We start from the raw sequence: 20,086 nt of genomic DNA, 5'->3' as shown, positions 1-20,086 counted from the left end.
CCGCCCGATGACCGTGTTCGGGCGATCTGCCGGGCAACGCTATCGCGAGGGCGCTAGCGTCTCGGTATGCACACTGCTTGGGAAGAGGCCGGCTGGGAACGGCTTGGTGACGGTGTCGCCAGGCGCCGGATGCCGAGGTGGGACGAGACGATCGGGGTGATCGCGGGGACCACCGGCGTCATGATCGTCGACACCGGTGCGACCCTTCGCGACGGCGCGGAGCTGCGCCGGACGATCCGCGGCGTACTGGGCCGCGACGTGACGCATGTCGCGCTGACCCACCCCCATTTCGATCATGTGCTGGGCACCGCCGCCTTCGCGGGCGTCGAGGTGTTCGGCGCGGCCGGCCTCGGCGACCTCCTGCGGCGCGGCAAGGACGAGCTGCGGCACGACGCGGTACGGCACGGCGTCGACCGGGACGCCGCCGCGGAGGCCGCCGACCTGCTGGTCGCCCCGCACCACCACGTCCACGGCCAGCTGACCGTCGAACTCGGCGACCGTCAGGTGCTGCTCGCCAACGTCGGCCCCGGGCACACCGCCCACGATCTCGCGGTCCTCGTACCGGGCCGGCAGGGCGCACCCGAGATCGTCTTCTGCGGCGATCTGGTCGAGGAGTCCGGTGAGCCCCAGGCGGGCCCGGACGCGCTGCCGCAGCAGTGGCCCGGCGCGCTGGACCGGCTGCTGGCCCTCGGCGGCGAGGACGCGGACTACGTCCCCGGCCACGGCGCCGTGGTGGACGCCGCCTTCGTCCACGCCCAACGGGACGCGCTGGCGGCCCGCTTCGGCGTCGCCCCCGCCCCCTGACCCCTGCCGGGCCGCCCGTCTGCCCGGCTGCCCATCCCTCTCCTGCGAACAGAACAGGCCCCATGCAGAGCAAGCGCTACAGCCCCGACCTGACCCCGCCCTGGAAGAAGCAGCGGCCGGCCCCCGAGGTACCGGCCGACCCCGATCTGGTCGTCGAGGAGGTGACCACGGGGTTCTGCGGCGCGGTGATCCGCTGCGAGAAGACGGCCGAGGGCCCGACGGTCACCCTGGAGGACCGCTTCGGCAAGCACCGTGTCTTTCCGATGACCCCGCGCGGCTTCCTCCTGGAGGGCAAGGTCGTCACCCTCGTACGCCCCCAGGGCCGCCCGGCGCCGAGCGCTCCGGCGCGTACGGCGTCCGGCTCACTCGCCGTCCCCGGCGCACGGGCCCGCGTCGCGCGCGCCGGGCGCATTTATGTGGAGGGCCGGCACGACGCCGAACTGGTCGAGCGGGTGTGGGGCGACGATCTGCGCATCGAGGGCGTCGTCGTGGAGTACCTGGAGGGCATCGACGATCTCCCGGCGATCGTCCGCGGCTTCTCCCCCGGCCCCGACGCGCGGCTGGGCGTGCTCGTGGACCACCTCGTTCCCGGCTCCAAGGAGTCACGGATCGCGGCCGAGGTCACCGGCGCCCATGCGCTGGTCGTCGGCCACCCGTACATCGATGTGTGGGAGGCGGTGAAGCCGTCGTCCGTCGGCATCACGGCCTGGCCGTCCGTCCCGCGCGGGCAGGACTGGAAGACGGGGGTGTGCCGGGCGCTGGGCTGGCCGGACAGCACGGGTGCGGCCTGGCAGCGGATCCTGTCGTGCGTGCACTCCTACAAGGACCTGGAGCCACAACTCCTCGGCCGGGTGGAGGAGCTGATCGACTTCGTTACGGCCGGCGGTGCCGTCTGACGTTGGCGAGAGTCCCGAACTCGTGGGTGTCCAGTACGACATCGAGCTGGTCCAACGGCACGGCGTCGCCGAACTTGAAGATCGACTGCAACTGGTAGTCGGCTGTCTCACCGGTACCAGTGGGCTCAGTGAGCACAACGCAGTGGCCCACGATGGGGTCGATGATCAGGTAGATGGGCAGTCTGCCTGCCGCGTAAATCGAGCGCTTGATGACATAGTCATGATCAACGCTGGTCTTGGACACGACCTCGACGACCATCCTGATCACCTCTGGCGGCATCAGCCGACCGGATCCCGGTCCGGTTCCGCGTTCCACCAGCACGAGGTCTGGCTGGGGCTCACTGGCCTCTTGAGGAAGCGCGACATCCTGGGTTTGCAGGCGCCGCCACATCTTCCTCGGAAATTGGTCCACGACAGCTTCCACGATGTCGTTATGGACCACGTCCGGCCCCGCCATCATCACGATATTCCCCCGGAGGAGCTCGATCTTGACCCCTTCGGGAACCTCAAGATTCTCGAAGAGCTCCGTCATCCGGCGTTCATCCACAGCGGTCATCTCCGTGGCCTCCGTTTCCTGTCGCCGTGTATACGGCACAGGCCAGGAACAGCCTAGGCGGCCCCGCAGGCCCACCACATCGGTTCACTCGTTCGAGCATCAGTCCACCAGATCGCGCACCACGGCGTCAGCCAACAGCCGCCCCCGGAGTGTCAGCACGGCCCGGCCGGCCTCGTACGGCGCCGGCTCCAGCAGCCCGTCCTCCAGGGCGCGGGCGGCCGCCCGCGCCCCCGCCGGGGCGAGCAGGTCCAGCGGGCAGCCGTCCGCGAGGCGCAGCTCCAGCAGGATGCGTTCGACGCGGCGGTCCTCGTCGGCGAGCAGCTCGCGGCCCGCCCCCGGGGAGCGGCCCTCGCTCAGGGCCTGGGCGTATGCGCCCGGGTGCTTCACGTTCCACCAGCGGACGCCGCCGACGTGGCTGTGGGCGCCCGGGCCCGCGCCCCACCAGTCGGCGCCGGTCCAGTACAGCTCGTTGTGGCGGCAGCGGGCGGCGCCGGTGGTGGCCCAGTTGGAGACCTCGTACCAGCGGAACCCGGCGGCGGTCAGGGCCTCTTCCGCGAGGAGGTAGCGGTCGGCATGGACGTCGTCGTCGGTCATCGGGACCTCGCCGCGGCGGATCCGGCGGGCCAGCTGGGTGCCCTCCTCGACGATCAGGGCGTAGGCGGAGACGTGGTCGGGGCCGGCGCCGAGGGCGGCGTCGAGGGACGCCCGCCAGTCGTCGTCGGTCTCGCCCGGCGTGCCGTAGATCAGGTCGAGGTTGACGTGCTCGAACCCGGCGGCGCGGGCAGCGGCGACGCAGGCTTCGGGACGCCCGGGGGTGTGCGTACGGTCGAGGATCTTGAGGACGTGCTGCCGGGCGCTCTGCATGCCGAAGGAGACGCGGTTGAAGCCGCCCCCGCGCAGTTCCGCGAGGTAGCGGGGGTCGACGGACTCCGGGTTGGCCTCGGTGGTGATCTCGGCGCCGGGCGCCAGGCCGAATTCCTCGCGGATCGCGGCCAGCATCCGGGCGAGGTCGGCGGCCGGCAGCAGGGTCGGGGTGCCGCCGCCGACGAAGACCGTCTCGACCGGACGCGGGTCGTCGCCCAGCACCTTGCGGGCCAGCCGGATCTCGTCCACGACGGTGTCGGCGTAGTTGTCCCGGGAAGCCAGGGCGCCGCCGGAGCCGCGCAGCTCACTCGCGGTGTAGGTGTTGAAGTCGCAGTAACCGCAGCGGGTCGCGCAGTACGGCACGTGCAGGTAGAAGCCGAGGGGCCGCCCGGCCGCCCCCGCCAGCGCATGACCGGGCAGCGCCCCGTCCTCGGGCATGGGCTCACCATCAGGCAGTGCGGAAGGCATGCCATCCATTGTCCGTCATGCCGCGGCCGGGCCCGCTCCCCCGCCTACGCGGCCCCGCTCCCCGCCGCCTGGAGCACCAGCAGGGCCAGGTCGTCGTCGGGCGGGGTCGGGCCGAAGGCGTGGACGGTGGTGCGGAGGTGCTCGGCGAGGGCGGTGGCGTCCAGGCCCGCGCCGGCCGCGAGGGCGGTGGCCAGGCCGTCCTCGTCGTCGAAGAGCCGCCGGCCGGAGCGCCGCTCGGTCACCCCGTCGGTGACACACAGCAGGGTCTCGCCGGGGCGGAGGTCGAACGATTCGCTGACGTACGACGCGTCCTCGACCACCCCCAGCAGCATCTGCGGCGCCGCGACGCAGCGGACCGCGCCGTCCGTGCCCAGCACCAGCGGCAGCGGATGGCCGGCGCTGGCGAGGGTGCAGCGGGCGCCGCGCGAGCCACGGGAGTCGCCGGGGTAGGGGACGATCTCCCCGTAGAGCAGGGACAGGAAGCGGGCCTGTTCGCCCTCCACGCGGATCTCGACGGGCGCCTCGGCCCCGGCACCGGCCGCCGCCACCGCGGCCGCGACCGCCGCGACCGAGTCCGCGGCCTCCCGCGCCATGGTCTTGTTGAGCCGGTCGAGCACCGCCGCGACGCCGAAGCCGTCGCGGGCCAGCAGCCGCAGCACCGGCCGGGCCAGCCCGGTCACCGCGGCCGCCTCGGGGCCGCTGCCGCAGACGTCGCCGAGGGCGAAGCACCAGCGGCCGTCCCCGGCGTCGAAGAGGTCCCAGAAGTCGCCGCCCGCCCAGGCACCCTCCCGCGGCTCGTAGACCACCGCCGACTCCACACCGGGCACCTGCGCCCGCCCGCAGGGCAGCAGCCGGCGCTGCAGGACCTGGCTGATGCGCTCCTGACGGCTGTAGGCGCGGGCGGTGGCGACGGCGCGGGCGACCCGGCGGCCCAGGTCCTCGATCAGTGCGACCACCGCGTCGGGGAAGGCCGGCAGTCCGCCCCGGCCGAGCAGCAGGGTGCCCAGCCGCCGGCCGCCGGCGACCAGGGGACAGGCCAGCACGGCGCCGGGCCCGTCGTCGTCCCCCGCTCCATGCGTCCAGGGCCAGCGGACCGGGACGGGTGCGCCGGCGGACGGGTCGCTGCCCGCAAGATCCGGCGGCTGCTTCTCCAGCGCCGCACGCAGCGGGTCGATACGGCACTCGCTGGTGTGCCAGACACCGGCGAGCCGCTGCTCCTCGCCGGCCGGTGCGATGCCCCGGCCGGGCGCCCCGCCGTCGCCGTCGTAGAGCCACACGGCACACCATTCGGCCAGCCGCGGCACGATCAACTGGGCCGCGAGGGCGGCGACCTGGTCCGCGTCGAGCTGGCCGGAGAGCAGGTCGGAGGCCTCGGCGAGGAAGGAGAGGGCGCCGTTGTCGACCCGGCCGGAATCGTGCTCCGGGCGGACGGCGCGGCGCGGCGCCGGTGCGAGGAGCTCCGCGGCCCGCAGCTCACGCTGCAAGAGCCGGTCGTCGAAGGCGAGCTCCGGCTCCAGCCGCCCGGCGTCGTCCGCGGCCCCCATGGGCAGCCGGAACCATACGGTCTTCATGGCCCGGCGGTAGGTGATGCCCCAGGATTCGGCGACCGCGCTGATCAACTGGAGGCCGTGGCCGCCGGTTTCGGAGGCGGCGCTGTCGAGGCGGGCGCGGATCGGCTGGGTGGGGTGGTGGTCGGAGACCTCGATGAGGATGCCGGGACCGGGGGCGCCGTCGAGGCCCGCTCCGGGGGCGGCTTCCGTGTACGGCGCCGCGTACGGCTCGCCGTGGCGGCCCGCGTACGGCTCCGGGCCCGGCCACTGCGCGCCCTGCGGGTCCAGCCGGCAGCGCAGCTCGACGGTGGTGCCCGCATGCACCACCGCGTTGGTCACCAGTTCGCTGACCAGCAGCTCTGCCTCGTCCGCGAGCCGGCTGGTCAGCCGCTGGGCACCGGGAAACTCCTGGCCGGCCCAGTCGACGAGGGCGGACCGGACCAGCCGCCGGGCGGCCGCAGCGGCCCGTGGATCACCGGGCAGGGTGGCCCGCAGGGAACGGGTTGCCGAGCCCCCGCCGGGCTGGCCGGTCATCGTCGTGCGCGCCGCCGTGACGTCGTCGTCCCGTGGAGACGAAGTTGTCGTCCTCATTGAGCAACTCCCGAGCAGCTCCGCTACAGCGCCGGATGCGCCAACAACAGAGTGACAGAACGAGCGCAGTCATAAGCACTGAGTCACACAACTGGGTGGTCGTGGCGTCCAATTCGGCTGACGCGCGGAGGGAGTTGGCCGACGCGCGCAGCGGCGCCCGGAAACCCACCTGGACGAGGGCAGCGGGGACCGCGGTTCCCGCCACGGCCGGCTTCACCCGTACGGGTGCGGCGGTACGGGGCGGGGCCCGGCCCCGTACCGCCGCACCGCGGGCGGCCCGGCCCGCCGCACCGCGGCTACGCCTCGCGCGACCCCGCGTACATCTCGTCGAGCAGGTCCTTGAACGCCCGCTCCACCACCGGCCGCTTGATCTTGAGGCTGGGGGTCACCTCACCGTGCTCGATGTCCAGGTCGCGCGGGAGCAGCCGGAACTTGCGGATCTGCTGCCAGCGCTGGAGCCCTTCGTTGACCCGCTCGACATAGCCGTCGATCAGCTCGCGGGCCTGGTCGGTGGCGACGACCTCGGCATAGCTCTTGCCGGCCAGACCGTGTTCCGCGGCCCAGGTCATGATCGTCGGCTCGTCGAGGGCGATCAGCGCGGTGCAGAAATTCCGGTTGGCGCCGTGCACCAGGACATTGGAGACGAACGGGCAGACCGCCTTGAACTGACCCTCCACCTCGGCCGGCGCGATGTACTTCCCGCCCGAGGTCTTGATCAGGTCCTTCTTGCGGTCGGTGATCCGCAGATAGCCGTCCGGGGAGAGCTCGCCGATGTCGCCGGTGTGGAACCAGCCGTCCTCCTCCAGGACCTCGGCGGTCTTGTCCGGCAGGCCGTGGTAGCCCTGCATGATGCCCGGGCCGCGCAGCAGGATCTCGCCGTCCTCGGCGATCCGCACCTCGGTACCGGGCAGCGGCTTGCCGACCGTGCCGGTGCGGTAGGCCTCGCCGGGGTTGACGAAGCTGGCGGCGCTGGACTCCGTCAGGCCGTAGCCCTCCAGGATGTGGATGCCGGCGCCGGAGAAGAAGTAACCGATCTCCGGGGAGAGCGCGGCCGAGCCGGAGACCGCGGCGCGCAGCCGGCCGCCGAACGCCTCGCGCAGCTTGGCGTAGACGAGCGCATCGGCGATCTTGTGCTTGGCGCCGAGGGCGAAGGGCACCGAGGCGTTGCCGGTGCGGCGGAAGTTGTCCTGCGAGACCTTGGCGTACTCGCGGGCCACCTCGGCCGCCCACTGGAAGATCTTGTACTTGGCGCCACCGCCCGCCCGGGCCTTGGCCGCCACACCGTTGTAGACCTTCTCGAAGATCCGCGGCACGGCCGCCATGTACGTGGGGCGGACCACCGGCAGATTTTCGATGATCTTGTCGACCCGGCCGTCCACGGCGATCACCTGGCCGGTGGCGATCTGCCCGGCGGTCAGCACCTTGCCGAAGACGTGCGCCAGCGGCAGCCAGAGGTACTGCACGTCCTCCTCGGCGACCAGCCCGGTCGCCTGGATCGCGCGGGCCATGTACGACCAGCAGTCGTGCGGCAGCCGGACGCCCTTGGGGCGGCCGGTGGTGCCGGAGGTGTAGATCAGCGTCGCCAACTGGTCGGCGCGCAGCGCGGCGACCCGCTCCTTGACGCACTCCGGGTTGCTCTCCAGATGGGCGGTGCCGCGCTTCTCCAGCTCGGCGAGGGTGAGCACCCAGTCATCGGGGTCCTCGGCCGAGGGCTGGACGCCGGTGTCGTCGATGACGACGACGTGCGCCAGCTCGGGCAGCTCGGCACGCCGCTCGCGGGCCTTGGCGAGCTGTCCGGCGTCCTCCGCGATCAGCACCCGGCTGCCGGAGTCGGCCAGGATGTAGGCGGTCTCCTCGGCGTTGGTGCTGGGGTAGACCGTGGTGGTGGCGGCGCCGGAACACAGCACACCGAGGTCGGCGAGGATCCATTCGACGCGGGTGCCGGCGGCCAGCGCCACCCGCTCCTCGGGGCGCACCCCCAGGGCGATGAGCCCGGCGGCGACGGCGTAGACGCGGTCAGCTGCCTGGGCCCAGCTGATCACCTTCCAGTCGTCCGGCCCCTGCCCCGAGGCGGGCGGGACGGGATAGCGATAGGCCTCGATATCGGGCGTGGCCGCGACCCGCTCCAGGAAGAGGTGTGCCACCGACGGCGGCCGGTTTTCGATCAGCGTGTGGGTGTCCGTCACGGCGTCCTCCGGGGCCCGCTTCGTTGCTGGTGACTCGCGAGTAACCTTGAGCAGAGATCAGAGTAGAGCGCGAGGCGCCGCCGCGTAAGGGGCTGTGGACGACTCGTTCACGATGTGACCGGCGCGATAGGTGTACGTAGCACCCGCAATGCCCGATAGTGCGTCGCACCGGCCCCCGCACCGCGCCCACCTGGCAGAACGGATCACACCGCCCCGACAGCGGGCTCCACATCCCTTCCACATTCCCTCCGGGATTCCTCCCAGGGTTCCTTCCGTCGTGCGGCCGCCATGACGGCAGGGCGCCGGCCCCCGAGGAGACCGGCGCCCTGTCGCACCGCCGCACGCGGCCACTACCGACGGTGCGCCACGCCTTGCTTCTTCTTGTTGCTTCGCGTTTCTTCCTACTTCTTCGCCTTCGCGTCGCCGTCGGAGTCCGAGGACAGCACCGCGATGAAGGCCTCCTGCGGGACCTCCACGCTGCCGACCATCTTCATCCGCTTCTTTCCTTCCTTCTGCTTCTCCAGCAGCTTCCGCTTACGGGAGATGTCACCGCCGTAGCACTTGGCGAGGACGTCCTTGCGGATGGCGCGGACCGTCTCACGGGCGATGACCCGGCTGCCGATGGCGGCCTGGATCGGCACCTCGAAGCTCTGCCGCGGGATCAGCTCGCGCAGCTTGGCGACCAGCCGGACACCGTAGGCGTAGGCCTTGTCCTTGTGGCAGATCGCGGAGAACGCGTCGACCTTGTCGCCGTGCAGCAGGATGTCGACCTTCACCAGGTCGGCGACCTGCTCGCCGGTGGGCTCGTAGTCCAGCGAGGCATAGCCACGGGTCTTGGACTTGAGCTGGTCGAAGAAGTCGAAGACCACCTCGGCGAGCGGGAGGGTGTAGCGGATCTCGACCCGGTCCTCGGAGAGGTAGTCCATGCCGAGGAGGTTGCCGCGACGGTTCTGGCACAGCTCCATGATCGCGCCGATGAACTCGCTGGGCGCCAGGATCGTGGCCCGGACGACCGGCTCGTGCACCTTGTCGATCTTGCCCGTCGGGAACTCGCTCGGGTTGGTGACCTCGTGCTCGGCGCCGTCCTCCATGTCCACGCGGTAGACCACGTTGGGGGCGGTGGCGATCAGATCGAGGCCGAACTCGCGCTCGAGGCGCTCGCGGATGACCTCCAGGTGCAGCAGGCCCAGGAAGCCGACGCGGAAGCCGAAGCCGAGGGCCGCGGAGGTCTCCGGTTCGTAGACCAGCGCGGCGTCGTTGAGCAGGAGCTTGTCCAGCGCGTCGCGCAGCTCGGGGTAGTCCGAGCCGTCCAGCGGATACAGCCCCGAGAACACCATCGGCTTGGGGTCCTTGTAGCCGCCCAGCGCCTCCTCGGCCCCCTTGGTGAGCTGGGTGATCGTGTCACCCACCTTGGACTGCCGGACGTCCTTCACACCGGTGATCAGATAGCCGACCTCACCGACGGACAGCCCGTCGGCGGGCTTCATCTCAGGCGAGTTGGTGCCGATCTCCAGCAGCTCGTGCGCGGCGCCGGTGGACATCATCTTGATGCGCTCGCGCTTGCCGAGCGTGCCGTCGACGACCTTCACGTACGTCACGACACCGCGGTAGGCGTCGTAGACCGAGTCGAAGATCATCGCGCGGGCCGGGGCGTCCTTGACGCCGACCGGGGCCGGCACCTCACGGACGACCTTGTCCAGCAGCTCGGGCACGCCGACGCCGGTCTTGGCGGAGACCCTCAGCACGTCCTCGGGGTCGCAGCCGACCAGATTGGCCAGCTCGGCGGCGAACTTCTCGGGCTGCGCGGCCGGCAGATCGATCTTGTTGAGGACGGGGATGATCGTGAGGTCGTGCTCCATCGCCAGATAGAGGTTGGCGAGCGTCTGGGCCTCGATGCCCTGAGCGGCGTCGACAAGGAGGATGCAGCCCTCGCACGCGGCGAGCGAGCGGGACACCTCATAGGTGAAGTCGACGTGGCCCGGGGTGTCGATCATGTTGAGGATGTGGGTCGTGCCACTCCCCTCTTCCCCCTCGGAGGGGTCCCAGGGCAGCCGGACCGCTTGGGACTTGATCGTGATGCCGCGCTCGCGCTCGATGTCCATGCGGTCGAGGTACTGCGCGCGCATCTGCCGCTGGTCGACGACACCGGTGAGCTGGAGCATCCGGTCGGCGAGCGTCGACTTGCCGTGGTCGATGTGCGCGATGATGCAGAAGTTACGGAGGAGGGCCGGATCGGTACGGCTCGGCTCCGGCACGTTCGTAGGGGTCGCGGGCACGCAGGGTCCATTCAGTGAACGCGGGTAGGCGGGACTCGGGTATATGACGTCTCCCCCCATGGTCCCATGCGCGAGGGCCCCGGTCCGGTTTGGGCGGGGCGGGGAGGGGGCGAGGGCGTCCGGCAGGGTGCGGGAACGCCGGTCGGGTGGAGGCTGGAGCGCGGCTCGGGTGGCGGGCGGAGGCCTTCGGAGGGCGGAGCCCGGCGCCGTGGCGGGACGGGGGCAGCGGGCCGGCCGGAGGGCAGGTCCGGTCCGGTTTGGGAGGCCGTAGACCCTGCTGGTAGCCTGGTCCACTGCGCTTCGTGCCCTCTTTCGTGCGTGGCGCAACTCGAAACTCCAACGAACCTGAAAAGGCTCTTTCGTGGCGAACATCAAGTCCCAGATGAAGCGGATCAAGACCAACGAGAAGGCTCGTCAGCGCAACAAGGCTGTCAAGTCCACTCTGAAGACCGCGATCCGTCGCACCCGCGAGGCCGTGGAGGCCGGTGACCTGCAGAAGGCCGCCACCGCCCAGGCCGAGGCCGCCAAGAAGCTCGACAAGGCCGTCAGCAAGGGTGTCATCCACAAGAACGCCGCCGCCAACAAGAAGTCGGCGCTGGCGAAGAAGGTCGCGACCCTCAAGGGCTGACCTTCCCCCGGACGAAGCTCACCGGCCCGACCAGGCCTGGATCTTCATCCACCCGCAGCATCTGCAGTACCCCTGCCGACAGGGACCCAGCGGCCCCTCTCTCCGCTCCCTGACCGGTGCACCACCGCGCCGCACACGGCCTGCGTTCGCCACGCGGGTGCGGCGCACCCGGCTCGCCCGGCGTCCACCGCCGACGAAGCCACTTTCGCTTGAGACGAAGGCCCCGCCTCCCCCTTCCCCAGGGACGAGGCGGGGCTTTTGTCGTGCGTGGGGGCTGTGGGGTCCGGATTGTGGGGGTTGCATTTCGGGATTTGCGTTACGGGGGTTGGGATACGGGGTTTGCGTTGAGGGCATTTGCTGTGCGAGGCATTCCGTGCGGGACTTGTTGCGGCGGATTCGATACGGGGGTTTCCTGCGTGGGTATTTGTGCAGGGGATTCGCGTGAGGGCCATGAGGTAAGGGAGCTGCCGTGGGATTCCCGTTATGCCGTGGGATTCCCGTTATTACGGCGCTCTTGCATCCGGGGCGCGGCCGGCACTCGCGGGTCGGCGGCCTGGGTCATGCGTACCTGTCACGGCGGGTTGTGGCGGCGTGGCGGAAGGTTCCGGCTCCGTCACCGGTGTCCTCTAGTTGTGGCTACAAAATAACGGGACCCTGCGCTTCCGCTTGTTTCCCGTCCCGACCTGCCGCTTCGCGGGCTACGACACTTCGGAAAAATCTGCTGCGCAGAGTCGGTTCTGTTTTCGGTGATGTCCGCTAATCTTCGGCCATGTCGATATCGGGGGAACAAAACAATCCATACTCCCAGCCACCACCCCATCCCTACGGTCAGGTGCCCGCGCCACAGCATCCGGTGCCCCCGCCGCAGAATCCGTACGCACAACAGCCCGCGCCACAAGGGCCGGGCGGCGGATACGGCTATCCGGCGGCCGGCATCCCCTCCCCTCCACCGGGGCCGCCCGGCACACCCGTAGGAGCGCCCGGCGCTCCTGAAGGTGCGGGCCGCGCCAAGACCGGCTGGCTCTGGGCGATCGGCGGCGCCGTCGCCGCCTCCGCGATCTGGGCCTCCGTGCTGTTCGCCACCGGCAGCTTCTCCGACGAGCCCAGGCCCGACCTGGCGGGGTATGCCTACCGCGGCGATCTGTGCGCGGACACCTCGCTGGCCCCGTTCGAGAACGCCCACTTCAAGACCAAGGCGAGCACGTCCTCCAAGGACGCCAACCCGGAACACAGCGGCGCCCAGCTGAACACCATGGACACCATGTCGTGCAACGTCTCGCTGGAACCGGAGCACGCCGGCAGCTCCGACTACTCCTCGACCTGGATGTACAACACCGTCACGCTGCACAAGAAGACCGACCCGGCACCTGAGTTCGCCGACGGCTACCTCTCGTACGAGAAGCAGGAGACCTCGACCCGCTACACGGTCGAGAACGTGCCGGGCATCGGTGACGAGGCCTACCTCGTGACCCGGAAGGACGACGGCAGCTCAAGCAACAGCTCGTATGTGATCCTCGCCGTCCGGGACGGCTGGGTGACGTTCCAGTCGACGTGGTCGAGTTATGCGTCGAGCAGCAGCACGGCCAGGCAGCCGACCTCCACCGAGGTGGCGACGATGCTGAAGACCAGCGCGACGGAGACGCTCAAGCGGCTGCAGAGCGCGCGGTCGCGGTAAGCAGGCGCGATATGCGGTAAGCGGTACGCGGTACGCGGTAAGCAGTCGCGAGGAGGATCACCGGTTGGGGGCGCGAGAACGCGAGATGGGGCTCGGCGGGCCGGCGGGGGCACGCGACGGCCCGCCGCGGCCCCGCGGATCGTCGGGTGCCGCCCCTGCCGCGCCCCCTGCCGTCCGTGGCGCCCGTACGCCCGGCCCACGGCGCGTGGCCGTACCTCCGCCGCAACGCGCCGCGCGCCACCGCTTCTTCAGCGCGAACGGGCCGCCCGGGCGATCACCACGACGGCCTTCTCCAGGGCGTACGCCGGATCGTCCCCGCCGCCCTTGACGCCCGCATCGGCCGCCGCCACCGCGCGCAGCGCCGTGGCCACGCCGTCCGCCGACCAGCCGCGCATCTGCTGGCGCACCCGGTCGATCTTCCAGGGCGGCATGCCCAGTTCGCGGGCGAGGTCGCCGGGGCGAGCGCCGCGCGGGGCGGAGGCCAGCTTGCCGATGGCGCGGACGCCCTGGGCGAGCGCGCTGGTGATCATAACGGGGGCCACGCCGGTGGAGATCGCCCAGCGCAGTGCCTCCAGCGCCTCGGCGGCCCGGCCCTCGACGGCACGGTCCGCGACGGTGAAGCTCGACGCCTCGGCCCGGCCCGTGTAGTAGCGCGCGACGACGGCCTCGTCGATCATGCCCTCGATATCGGCGACCAGCTGCGAACAGGCCGACGCCAGCTCCCGGAGATCGCTGCCGATCGCCTCGACCAGTGACTGGCATGCCTCGGGCGTCGCCGAACGTCCCACCGCGCGGAACTCGCCCCGGACGAAGGCCAGCCGGTCGGCCGGCTTGGTCATCTTGGGGCAGGCGATCTCCCGCGCACCGGCCTTACGGGCGGCGTCCAGCAGGCCCTTCCCCTTGGCGCCGCCGGCATGCAGCAGCACCAGGGTGATCTCCTCGGCGGGCGCGCCGAGATACGCCTTGACGTCCTTGATCGTGTCCGCGGACAGATCCTGGGCGGCCCGCACCACCACGACCTTGCGCTCGGCGAACAGGGAGGGGCTGGTCAGCTCGGCGAGGGTGCCGGGCTGCAGCTGGTCGGGGGTGAGGTCGCGCACATCGGTGTCCGCGTCGGCCGCCCGGGCAGCCGCCACCACCTGCTGCACCGCGCGGTCGAGCAGCAGATCTTCCTGGCCCACCGCGATCGTGACGGGGGCGAGCGGGTCGTCGTGAGCTGTCTTCCTGGCCATCGCGGTCCAGCATCCCACGCCCCACTGACAACCGGCCCACTGACAACCGGCCTCGGACCGCCCTCCCCCTGCCGGTTCGGACCGCCCTCCCCTGTCGGACAATGGCCAGGTGAACGATGCTTCCCCACACCCACGACACGTACGGCATGTGCTGGTACTGCCCGACCGCGACGCAGCGGAGGAGGTGGCCGAAGCCCTCACGGAGCGCTTCGGTCTCGCCGAGGAGCCGCAGCTCGTACGGGACGCCCTGGCTGGTGAGGACGACGCCGAGGATGCGCAGTGGCTGGTGGTGGTCGAAGACCCGGACGCCGCCCACGACCCGGAGCAGCTGCACGACCTCGCGGCGGAGCACGAGGGCTGGCGCGAGGCCGAGTGACCCCCGGAGCCGGGTATCCGGAGCCGGGGCGGGTGTGGGGCGGCGGGCGGGTGCCCCATAGCGCGTGATGTCGCCCGGCGTCGAGCCTCAGGCCTCGGTGCCGGGCCCGGACGCCCTCGCCCCACCGACCACCGGCTCTCGCTCCAGCACGATCCCGAAGTGCTCGCGGTAGGCGGCGAGGACCTCGCCCGCGCCCACCTCGCGCTCCTCGCGTATGCCGTCCGCCCCGGTGAACACGAGCGTACGACCGGAGAGGGTGACCCGCCCGGTCTCCGTCAGCCGGGAGCACACCAGGGACTGGGTGAACTGCGACCGGGGCGAGGTCCGGTTCCACCAGCAGCCCACCTCGAAGTCCGCCAAGGCACGCGGGCGTTGCTCGATGCGGTACTGCGGGGATCCGTCCCTGAGCACATCGAGATCCCCCTCCGCCGTGTCCTCGATCCGGAACACCCCGCCCGGGTCACTCTGCTCGGCACGGCTGTCCCAGCGGAGCGGGAAGTGGCTGTGCCGGCCGAAGCCGACGTCAGCGAGCCACGGCCCGTCCGGCGTCGCGACGCGCAGGACGAGGTGGTCATACGGGATCCCGGGCCCCTCGGGGCCGAACACGCGGGCGGACAGCATCTCGACCTCGTAGCCGAGTGCGCGCAGCAGCATGGCGAAGGCGCCGTTGAGCTCGTAACAGAAGCCGCCGCGCCGGGCTCGGACGATCTTGTCCAGCAGCGGCTGTTCCGCGAGCTCGATCTCCTCGCCGAGGTGGAGGGAGAGGTTCTCGAAGGGGACGGCCCGCAGATGACGGAGGTGCAGCGCACGCAGCGCGTCGGCATCGGGGGACGCGGGGCGGGCGGCGCCCATCCGGTCGAGGTAGGCATCGGCAGCAGCGGCATCCATCAGGTGTCTGTCCTCTCCGGAGCGAACCAGCGGCGGGCCCGTCCTCTTGCGGCGGACTTCCCTGACTGTCCGAGCCTACGCGGCCCGCTCGGGGCCCCGGCCGGACCGGCACGGGGCCTTCGGCCACCGGCTGGACCCACGCGGGGTGTGCGCGCATGAGCCGGGGTCGCGAGGCTGGTCCGGATCCCGCCCGGGCCCGCACGGCTGCTCCGGCCCCCGGCCGGGCCGCGCGTCTTCTCCTGCCCATGGCCTGCGGCGCCAGGGTCCGGTGGCCGCTCACCGTCGCGGACAGCCTGGCCGTGGCGCCCAGGATCGCCAGGGACCCGTCGGTGTCCGTACGCAGCACCCGTACGCCCTGGGCGCGCAACGCCGTGAGGGTGCCGAGGGCCGGATGGCCGTACGGATTGCCGGCACCGCAGGAGATCAGTGCCAGACGGGGTGCCAACCGGCGTATCAGCAGCGGGTCCTGATGGGCGGAGCCGTGGTGCGCCACCTTCAGGACATCGACCGCTCCCAGCTCCGGATGAGCCGCCCACAGTGCTCGTTGTGCAGGTGGTTCGAGGTCGCCGAGGAGCAGGATGGTCAGTCCTTGCGTATGGACGAGCAGGGTGACGCTGGCGTCGTTCGGGCCGTCGAGGGCTGCGGAACCGTTGCGGCCATCGAGGCCGGCAGCCTGTCTGTCGGGAGCACCCGGGCCGCCTGGGCCGGGGAGGTCAGGGAGGCCGGGTGGCCACAGGACCTCCCAGCTGAGCGGCCCCAGGTGACGCCGCTCCCCCGCTGCCGCGCGGACGATCGGGACCCCGGCCGCGGCAGCCGTGGTGCGCACGAACTGCGCCTGGCCGGGCGGATCCTCCAGAGTCGTGGTCTCGATCGCGCCGACCGAACGGCCGCGGAGCGCCCCCGGAAGCCCGTCCACATGGTCTGCGTGAAAGTGCGTCAGGACGAGCAGCGGGATGCGGCGGACGCCCAGGTCCGTGAGACATCGGTCGATGGCACGGGGCTCCGGTCCGGTGTCCACCACCAGCGCCGTACCGTCCCCGGCCGCCAGCACGAGGCCGTCGCCCTGCCCCACGTCGCAGACCACCGCTCGCCAGCCGGGCGGCGGCCAGCCGGTGATGACGCGGGTGAACGGAGCCGGACGGCAGACCGCCAGGAGCACCGCCAGCGCACACACCGCGCAGAGCCAGGGACGGCGCAGCAACCGGCGGCCCACCAGTACCAGGACCACCAGCACGACCGCCAACATCAGCCCACCGGCCCAGCCACCCGGCCACTCGAACTCCGCTCCCGGCAACGCCGCGCCCGCACGGGCCACCCCGGCGATCCATTCGGCGGGCCAGCCCGCGCACCACGCCAGCGCCCGGGCGACCTGCAACGCGACGGGGGCGGCAGCGAGCGCGGCGAAACCCAGCACCGTCGCAGGGCCCACGGCGAGTTCGGCCAGCAGATTGCAGGGCACGGCCACCAGCCCCACCCGGGCCGCCAGCACGGCGACAACGGGTGCGCAGACCGCCTGGGCGGCGGCCGCGGCGGCGATCACCTCGGCGATCCGGGGCGGCACCCGGCGCCGTTGCAGTGCGATGCTCCAGCGCGGTGCGAGCAGCAAGAGCGCGCCGGTCGCCAGAACGGACAGCAGAAAGCCGTAGCTGCGGGCGAGCCACGGGTCGTACAGCACCAGCAGCAGGACCGCGGCTGCGAGCGCGGGCAGGAGTGAGCGACGGCGGCCGGTGCCGATCGCGAGCAGCGTGATCAGCCCGCAGGCGGCGGCCCGCAGCACGCTCGGATCCGGACGGCACACCACGACGAAGGCCAGGGCGAGCGCGCCTCCGACCACCGCCGTGCCGCGCAACGACAGCCCCAGCCGCGGCGCCAGCCCGCGGCGCTCGGCACGCGTCGCGAGGTGGGGCGGCCCGATCAACAGGGCCAGCACAATCGTCAGATTGCTGCCCGAAACGGCGAGCAGATGCGTCAGATCGGTGGCGCGGAAGGCGTCGTCGAGATCCGGCGGCACGCGCGAGGTGTCCCCCACGACGAGCCCCGGCAACAGCGCACGGGCATCGGGGCGCAGCCCGTCGGCGGCCTCGCGCAAGCCCTCCCGCAGGCTTCCCGCCAGCCGTCCCAGAACGGTCGGCGCACCGACCTTGACCGGCGGAGCATCAGCGGTGACCCGCAGCACGGCCGCAACCTGAGCGGCCGGTGACAGCGGCGGCGCGGCGCGTGCCACCACCCGGATACGGGCCGAGGGCAGCAGCCCACGCCATGCCGACCAGAGGCCCTCCCTGCCTGCGTCGCGGTGTGCCGGGCCCGGCTCGTGGAGGGTGGCACCCGGGCCCCCTCCGCGCTGCTGTACGACGACCAGGGCCGGCGTGCGGACCGCGGTGACCTTGCCGTTCGGCGCCGTGACGCGTACGGCCTCGGCCGTGAACACCAGTACCGGGGGCATCCGTTGGGACCCCCGCACCGTGGGGCGGGTCGGCCGAGGGTCGCCGGTCACCTCCAGCTCGACCGTGACCTGCGCAAACTGCTCCGCCAGGGCCGGCAGCGGCCCGCGCCGCAGATCCGATGCGTGCAACGCCGCGGATGCGGCCCCCGCCCCGGCGCACAACAGCACCGCCGCCAGGGCGACCAGCGTCCCCGCCGACCGAACGCCACAAGAGCGGGCACGGGGCACCGTCGTTCCCCGCCCGTCGGTGTCGGCCCGCGGCGTGACGCCATCCCCCTCGGCCGCCCCTGGGCCACGTCCCGCCCCGTACCGCACCACGGCCACCCACCACACGCACACCGCGAGCAGCACGGCCACGGCCACCGCCACCGCCACTCCCCCGCCGGGAACGCCCAGGCTGATCGCCGCAGCCGCCCAGGCCGCCAGCGCGGGCGCGACCAGCCGCAGATCGACCGGGCCGTCTTGATGCGGGTCCGAGGAACCGTGCCGCGATACGGCCCGGGCATGCACGGTGGCGCGCGAACCGGTCATGGCTCCACCAAGGGCCGCAGATCGGCGAACCGGCGATCACCGATGCCGGTCACCTGGCGGAGCTGTTCCACCGACGTGAATCCACCGTGCTGGGTGCGGAATTCGATGATGTGGCGAGCCAGCACGGGTCCCACTCCGGGGAGGGAGTCGAGCTGCTGCTCGGTCGCCGAGCCCAGGCTGACCGGACCACCTGGGCCGCCGGCACCGCCTCCGGCACTCGGTAACCCACTTCCCGAGCCGCCGGCCCCAGCGCCACTCGGACCGGACCCACCACCGCCACCGGCACCGGCCCCGCCACCAGGCGCACCCACCACGATCTGCTCGCCATCGGTCAGCCGACGGGCCCGGTTGAGCCCCCGGATGCTCGCCCCGCGCAGCACTCCACCCGCGGCCTGCAGCGCGTCCATCACCCGCGACCCCGGCGGCATCCGGTGAACTCCGGGATGCCGCACCTTGCCCGTCACATCGACGACCAGCTGCCGGCCCGCCTCCCCCGGCGGACCATTCGCCACCGCGGCGGCAGACGAGGACGGCAGTGACGACGAGCGCGAGGCGGGGCCGGGTGCGCCCGCGGACCGGTCGGCAGCCGGGGCCCGGACCGGCTCGGGACGTCCGGTCCAGAAGTGCTGGACAGCGAATCCCACGGCCACCACCAGGACGAGGACCAGGGCGGCGAGCGCCTTCGGGTCGGTGCCGCACCGTAACTGCACCCAGAGCGGAAGCCGTTCACGCACGGCAAGCCACAGCCGCTCACGGCGGCGAGGGTCCGGCGGACCGTGCTCCGGAGGCGGCGGTCCGGCCCCGGAGCCCACCCCCGCGTCGCCGAAGATCGCCGCAGCCCGAGCCCGCACCTGCTCGCGTTCCCCCGCACGCCCCTGCGCCGCACCCGATGGCCTCGAAGCGCCGGAGCCCTCCGGGAGAACCACCGGATGGAACGGAGCCGAAGAGGCCAACGAGGCCGACAAGGGCGACGACGCTGACGACGCTGACGACGCTGACGACGCTGACGAGGAAGAACGTGCCGACGAAGACGAATCCGCAGGCCACATGGAGTGAGACGAGTTCATACCGACCGACGCTAAGCACTCCGCGCGGATCTCGCCGAGGTGCCTCACATCCGGTGGACAGCGCCCCAGTTGTGGATAACTTCGTCACCCACGGGGCGCTCCGCCGCACCTCTCAGCGCGGCGACACCACAGCCCCCAGCAGCCCTGGTCCCGTATGCGCGCCGATCACCGCGCCGACCTCGCTCACATGCAGCTCGTGGAGGCCGGGCACCCGCTCCCGCAGCCGCTGGGCCAGCGCGTCCGCGCGCTCCGCCGCGGCGAGATGGTGCACCGCGATATCGACCTGGCCCTCGCCCGCCCGCTCCACGGCGATTTCCTCCAGCCGGGCGATGGCCTTGGAGGCCGTACGGACCTTCTCCAGCAGTTCGATCCGCCCGTCGGACAGTTGGAGGAGCGGTTTGACGGCAAGAGCGGAGCCGAGCAGCGCCTGGGTCGCGCCGATCCGGCCGCCACGGCGCAGATAGTCGAGGGTGTCGACGTAGAAGTAGGCGGAGGTGCCGGCGGCGCGCTTCTCCGCGGCCGCTACCGCGTCGTCCGCGTCCCCGCCGGCCTCGGCCGTCTCCGCGGCGGCGAGCGCGCAGAAGCCCAGGGCCATCGCGACCATCCCGGTGTCCACGACGTGGACCGGTACCGGCGCGTCCTTGGCCGCGAGCACCGCCGCGTCATAGGTGCCGGAGAACTCGGAGGAGAGGTGGAGCGAGACGATGGCGTCCGCGCCGGCGTCCGCGACCGTGCGGTAGGTCTCCGCGAACATCGTGGGGCTGGGCCGGGAGGTCGTCACCGGCCGGCGCTTCTGGAGCGCCTCCGCGACGGATCTCGCGGAGATCTCGGTGCCCTCTTCCAGGGCCTGGTCCCCCAGGACGACGGTCAGCGGCACGGCCGTGATGTGGTGGCGTTCGAGAGCCGTCCGCGGCAAGTAGGCCGTGGAATCGGTGACGATCGCGACATGGCGGGACATGAATGGGAGGTTATCCGGGGATCCGGACGGCGCACAGTGCGGGCCCCTCCCCAAGATCTTCCAGGTTTCCCCAAAGCTCTGCCAAGAGCCCGCCCCC

At 71.9% G+C, this 20,086-nt stretch carries 14 protein-coding genes and 1 pseudogene; 5 read left to right on the top strand and 10 right to left on the bottom strand.

Annotated features, from left to right (window positions below; genetic code table 11):
* Positions 1 to 66: 66 nt before the first annotated feature.
* Both EST92_RS18840 and EST92_RS18835 read left to right on the top strand, forming a co-directional pair.
* Positions 67 to 804: an MBL fold metallo-hydrolase gene (locus EST92_RS18840; RefSeq protein ID WP_129282054.1), complete on the top strand. Its 738-nt coding sequence runs from the start codon at positions 67 to 69 to the stop codon at positions 802 to 804.
* 62 nt (positions 805 to 866) lie between these two features.
* Complete coding sequence (locus EST92_RS18835) at positions 867 to 1,700, top strand: DUF3097 domain-containing protein (RefSeq protein ID WP_129282053.1); 834 nt, start codon at positions 867 to 869, stop codon at positions 1,698 to 1,700.
* Here EST92_RS18835 and EST92_RS18830 read toward each other — a convergent pair.
* The 5 genes from EST92_RS18830 to lepA all read right to left on the bottom strand — a co-directional run bounded on the left by EST92_RS18830 (position 1,678) and on the right by lepA (position 10,191).
* Positions 1,678 to 2,256 carry a Uma2 family endonuclease gene (locus EST92_RS18830; RefSeq protein WP_129282052.1) on the bottom strand — a complete coding sequence of 193 codons (579 nt, stop codon included), beginning with the start codon at positions 2,254 to 2,256 and terminating at the stop codon, positions 1,678 to 1,680. The two genes, EST92_RS18835 and EST92_RS18830, sit on opposite strands and share 23 nt — an antisense overlap.
* A 99-nt stretch (positions 2,257 to 2,355) precedes the next feature.
* On the bottom strand, positions 2,356 to 3,588 hold the full coding sequence (gene hemW, locus EST92_RS18825) for a radical SAM family heme chaperone HemW (protein ID WP_129282051.1): 1,233 nt from the start codon (positions 3,586 to 3,588) through the stop codon (positions 2,356 to 2,358).
* Positions 3,589 to 3,632: 44 nt separating this feature from the next.
* The gene (locus EST92_RS18820) at positions 3,633 to 5,672 is read right to left on the bottom strand and encodes a SpoIIE family protein phosphatase (RefSeq protein ID WP_129282063.1); all 2,040 of its coding nucleotides are present in this window, start codon (positions 5,670 to 5,672) and stop codon (positions 3,633 to 3,635) included.
* 353 nt (positions 5,673 to 6,025) lie between these two features.
* Entirely contained in the window at positions 6,026 to 7,915 is a 1,890-nt protein-coding gene (locus EST92_RS18815) for an AMP-dependent synthetase/ligase (protein ID WP_129282050.1), read from the bottom strand.
* 401 nt (positions 7,916 to 8,316) lie between these two features.
* A complete protein-coding gene (lepA, locus tag EST92_RS18810; protein WP_129282049.1) occupies positions 8,317 to 10,191 on the bottom strand; it encodes a translation elongation factor 4 in 1,875 nt (624 codons plus the stop codon).
* A 361-nt stretch (positions 10,192 to 10,552) separates the two neighbouring features.
* Here lepA and rpsT point away from each other — a divergent pair, with 361 nt between their 5' ends.
* Together rpsT and EST92_RS18800 are read left to right on the top strand one after the other, a co-directional pair.
* Entirely contained in the window at positions 10,553 to 10,819 is a 267-nt protein-coding gene (rpsT, locus tag EST92_RS18805; protein WP_006605677.1) for a 30S ribosomal protein S20, read from the top strand.
* A gap of 832 nt (positions 10,820 to 11,651) precedes the next feature.
* Entirely contained in the window at positions 11,652 to 12,494 is an 843-nt protein-coding gene (locus EST92_RS18800) for a hypothetical protein (protein ID WP_254068909.1), read from the top strand.
* A gap of 248 nt (positions 12,495 to 12,742) precedes the next feature.
* Here EST92_RS18800 and holA read toward each other — a convergent pair whose 3' ends face one another.
* Positions 12,743 to 13,726, bottom strand: coding sequence for a DNA polymerase III subunit delta (holA, locus tag EST92_RS18795; protein ID WP_129282048.1), 984 nt, complete (start codon positions 13,724 to 13,726; stop codon positions 12,743 to 12,745).
* Between the two features lie 109 nt (positions 13,727 to 13,835).
* Between holA and EST92_RS18790 the strand changes: the two genes are divergently transcribed.
* Positions 13,836 to 14,102, top strand: coding sequence for a hypothetical protein (locus tag EST92_RS18790; protein WP_129282047.1), 267 nt, complete (start codon positions 13,836 to 13,838; stop codon positions 14,100 to 14,102).
* Positions 14,103 to 14,189: 87 nt separating this feature from the next.
* Here the strand turns inward: EST92_RS18790 and EST92_RS18785 are convergent, their stop codons facing one another.
* From EST92_RS18785 to EST92_RS18770, 4 genes and pseudogenes are all read right to left on the bottom strand, one after another.
* Entirely contained in the window at positions 14,190 to 14,990 is an 801-nt protein-coding gene (locus tag EST92_RS18785; protein ID WP_129282046.1) for an arylamine N-acetyltransferase, read from the bottom strand.
* Positions 14,991 to 15,273: 283 nt separating this feature from the next.
* Positions 15,274 to 17,964: pseudogene (locus EST92_RS18780) on the bottom strand (ComEC/Rec2 family competence protein); the annotation flags it as partial.
* Complete coding sequence (locus tag EST92_RS32265) at positions 17,961 to 18,698, bottom strand: ComEA family DNA-binding protein (RefSeq protein WP_343283804.1); 738 nt, start codon at positions 18,696 to 18,698, stop codon at positions 17,961 to 17,963. The pseudogene EST92_RS18780 and the gene EST92_RS32265, both read right to left, overlap by 4 nt.
* Before the next feature lie 445 nt (positions 18,699 to 19,143).
* The gene (locus EST92_RS18770) at positions 19,144 to 19,989 is read right to left on the bottom strand and encodes a DegV family protein (RefSeq protein WP_129282045.1); all 846 of its coding nucleotides are present in this window, start codon (positions 19,987 to 19,989) and stop codon (positions 19,144 to 19,146) included.
* Between the last annotated feature and the right edge of the window lie 97 nt (positions 19,990 to 20,086).

It is taken from the genome of Streptomyces sp. TM32, from assembly GCF_004122755.1.
Classification (GTDB): domain Bacteria; phylum Actinomycetota; class Actinomycetes; order Streptomycetales; family Streptomycetaceae; genus Streptomyces; species Streptomyces sioyaensis.
This window is presented reverse-complemented; position numbering and strand designations above follow the sequence as displayed.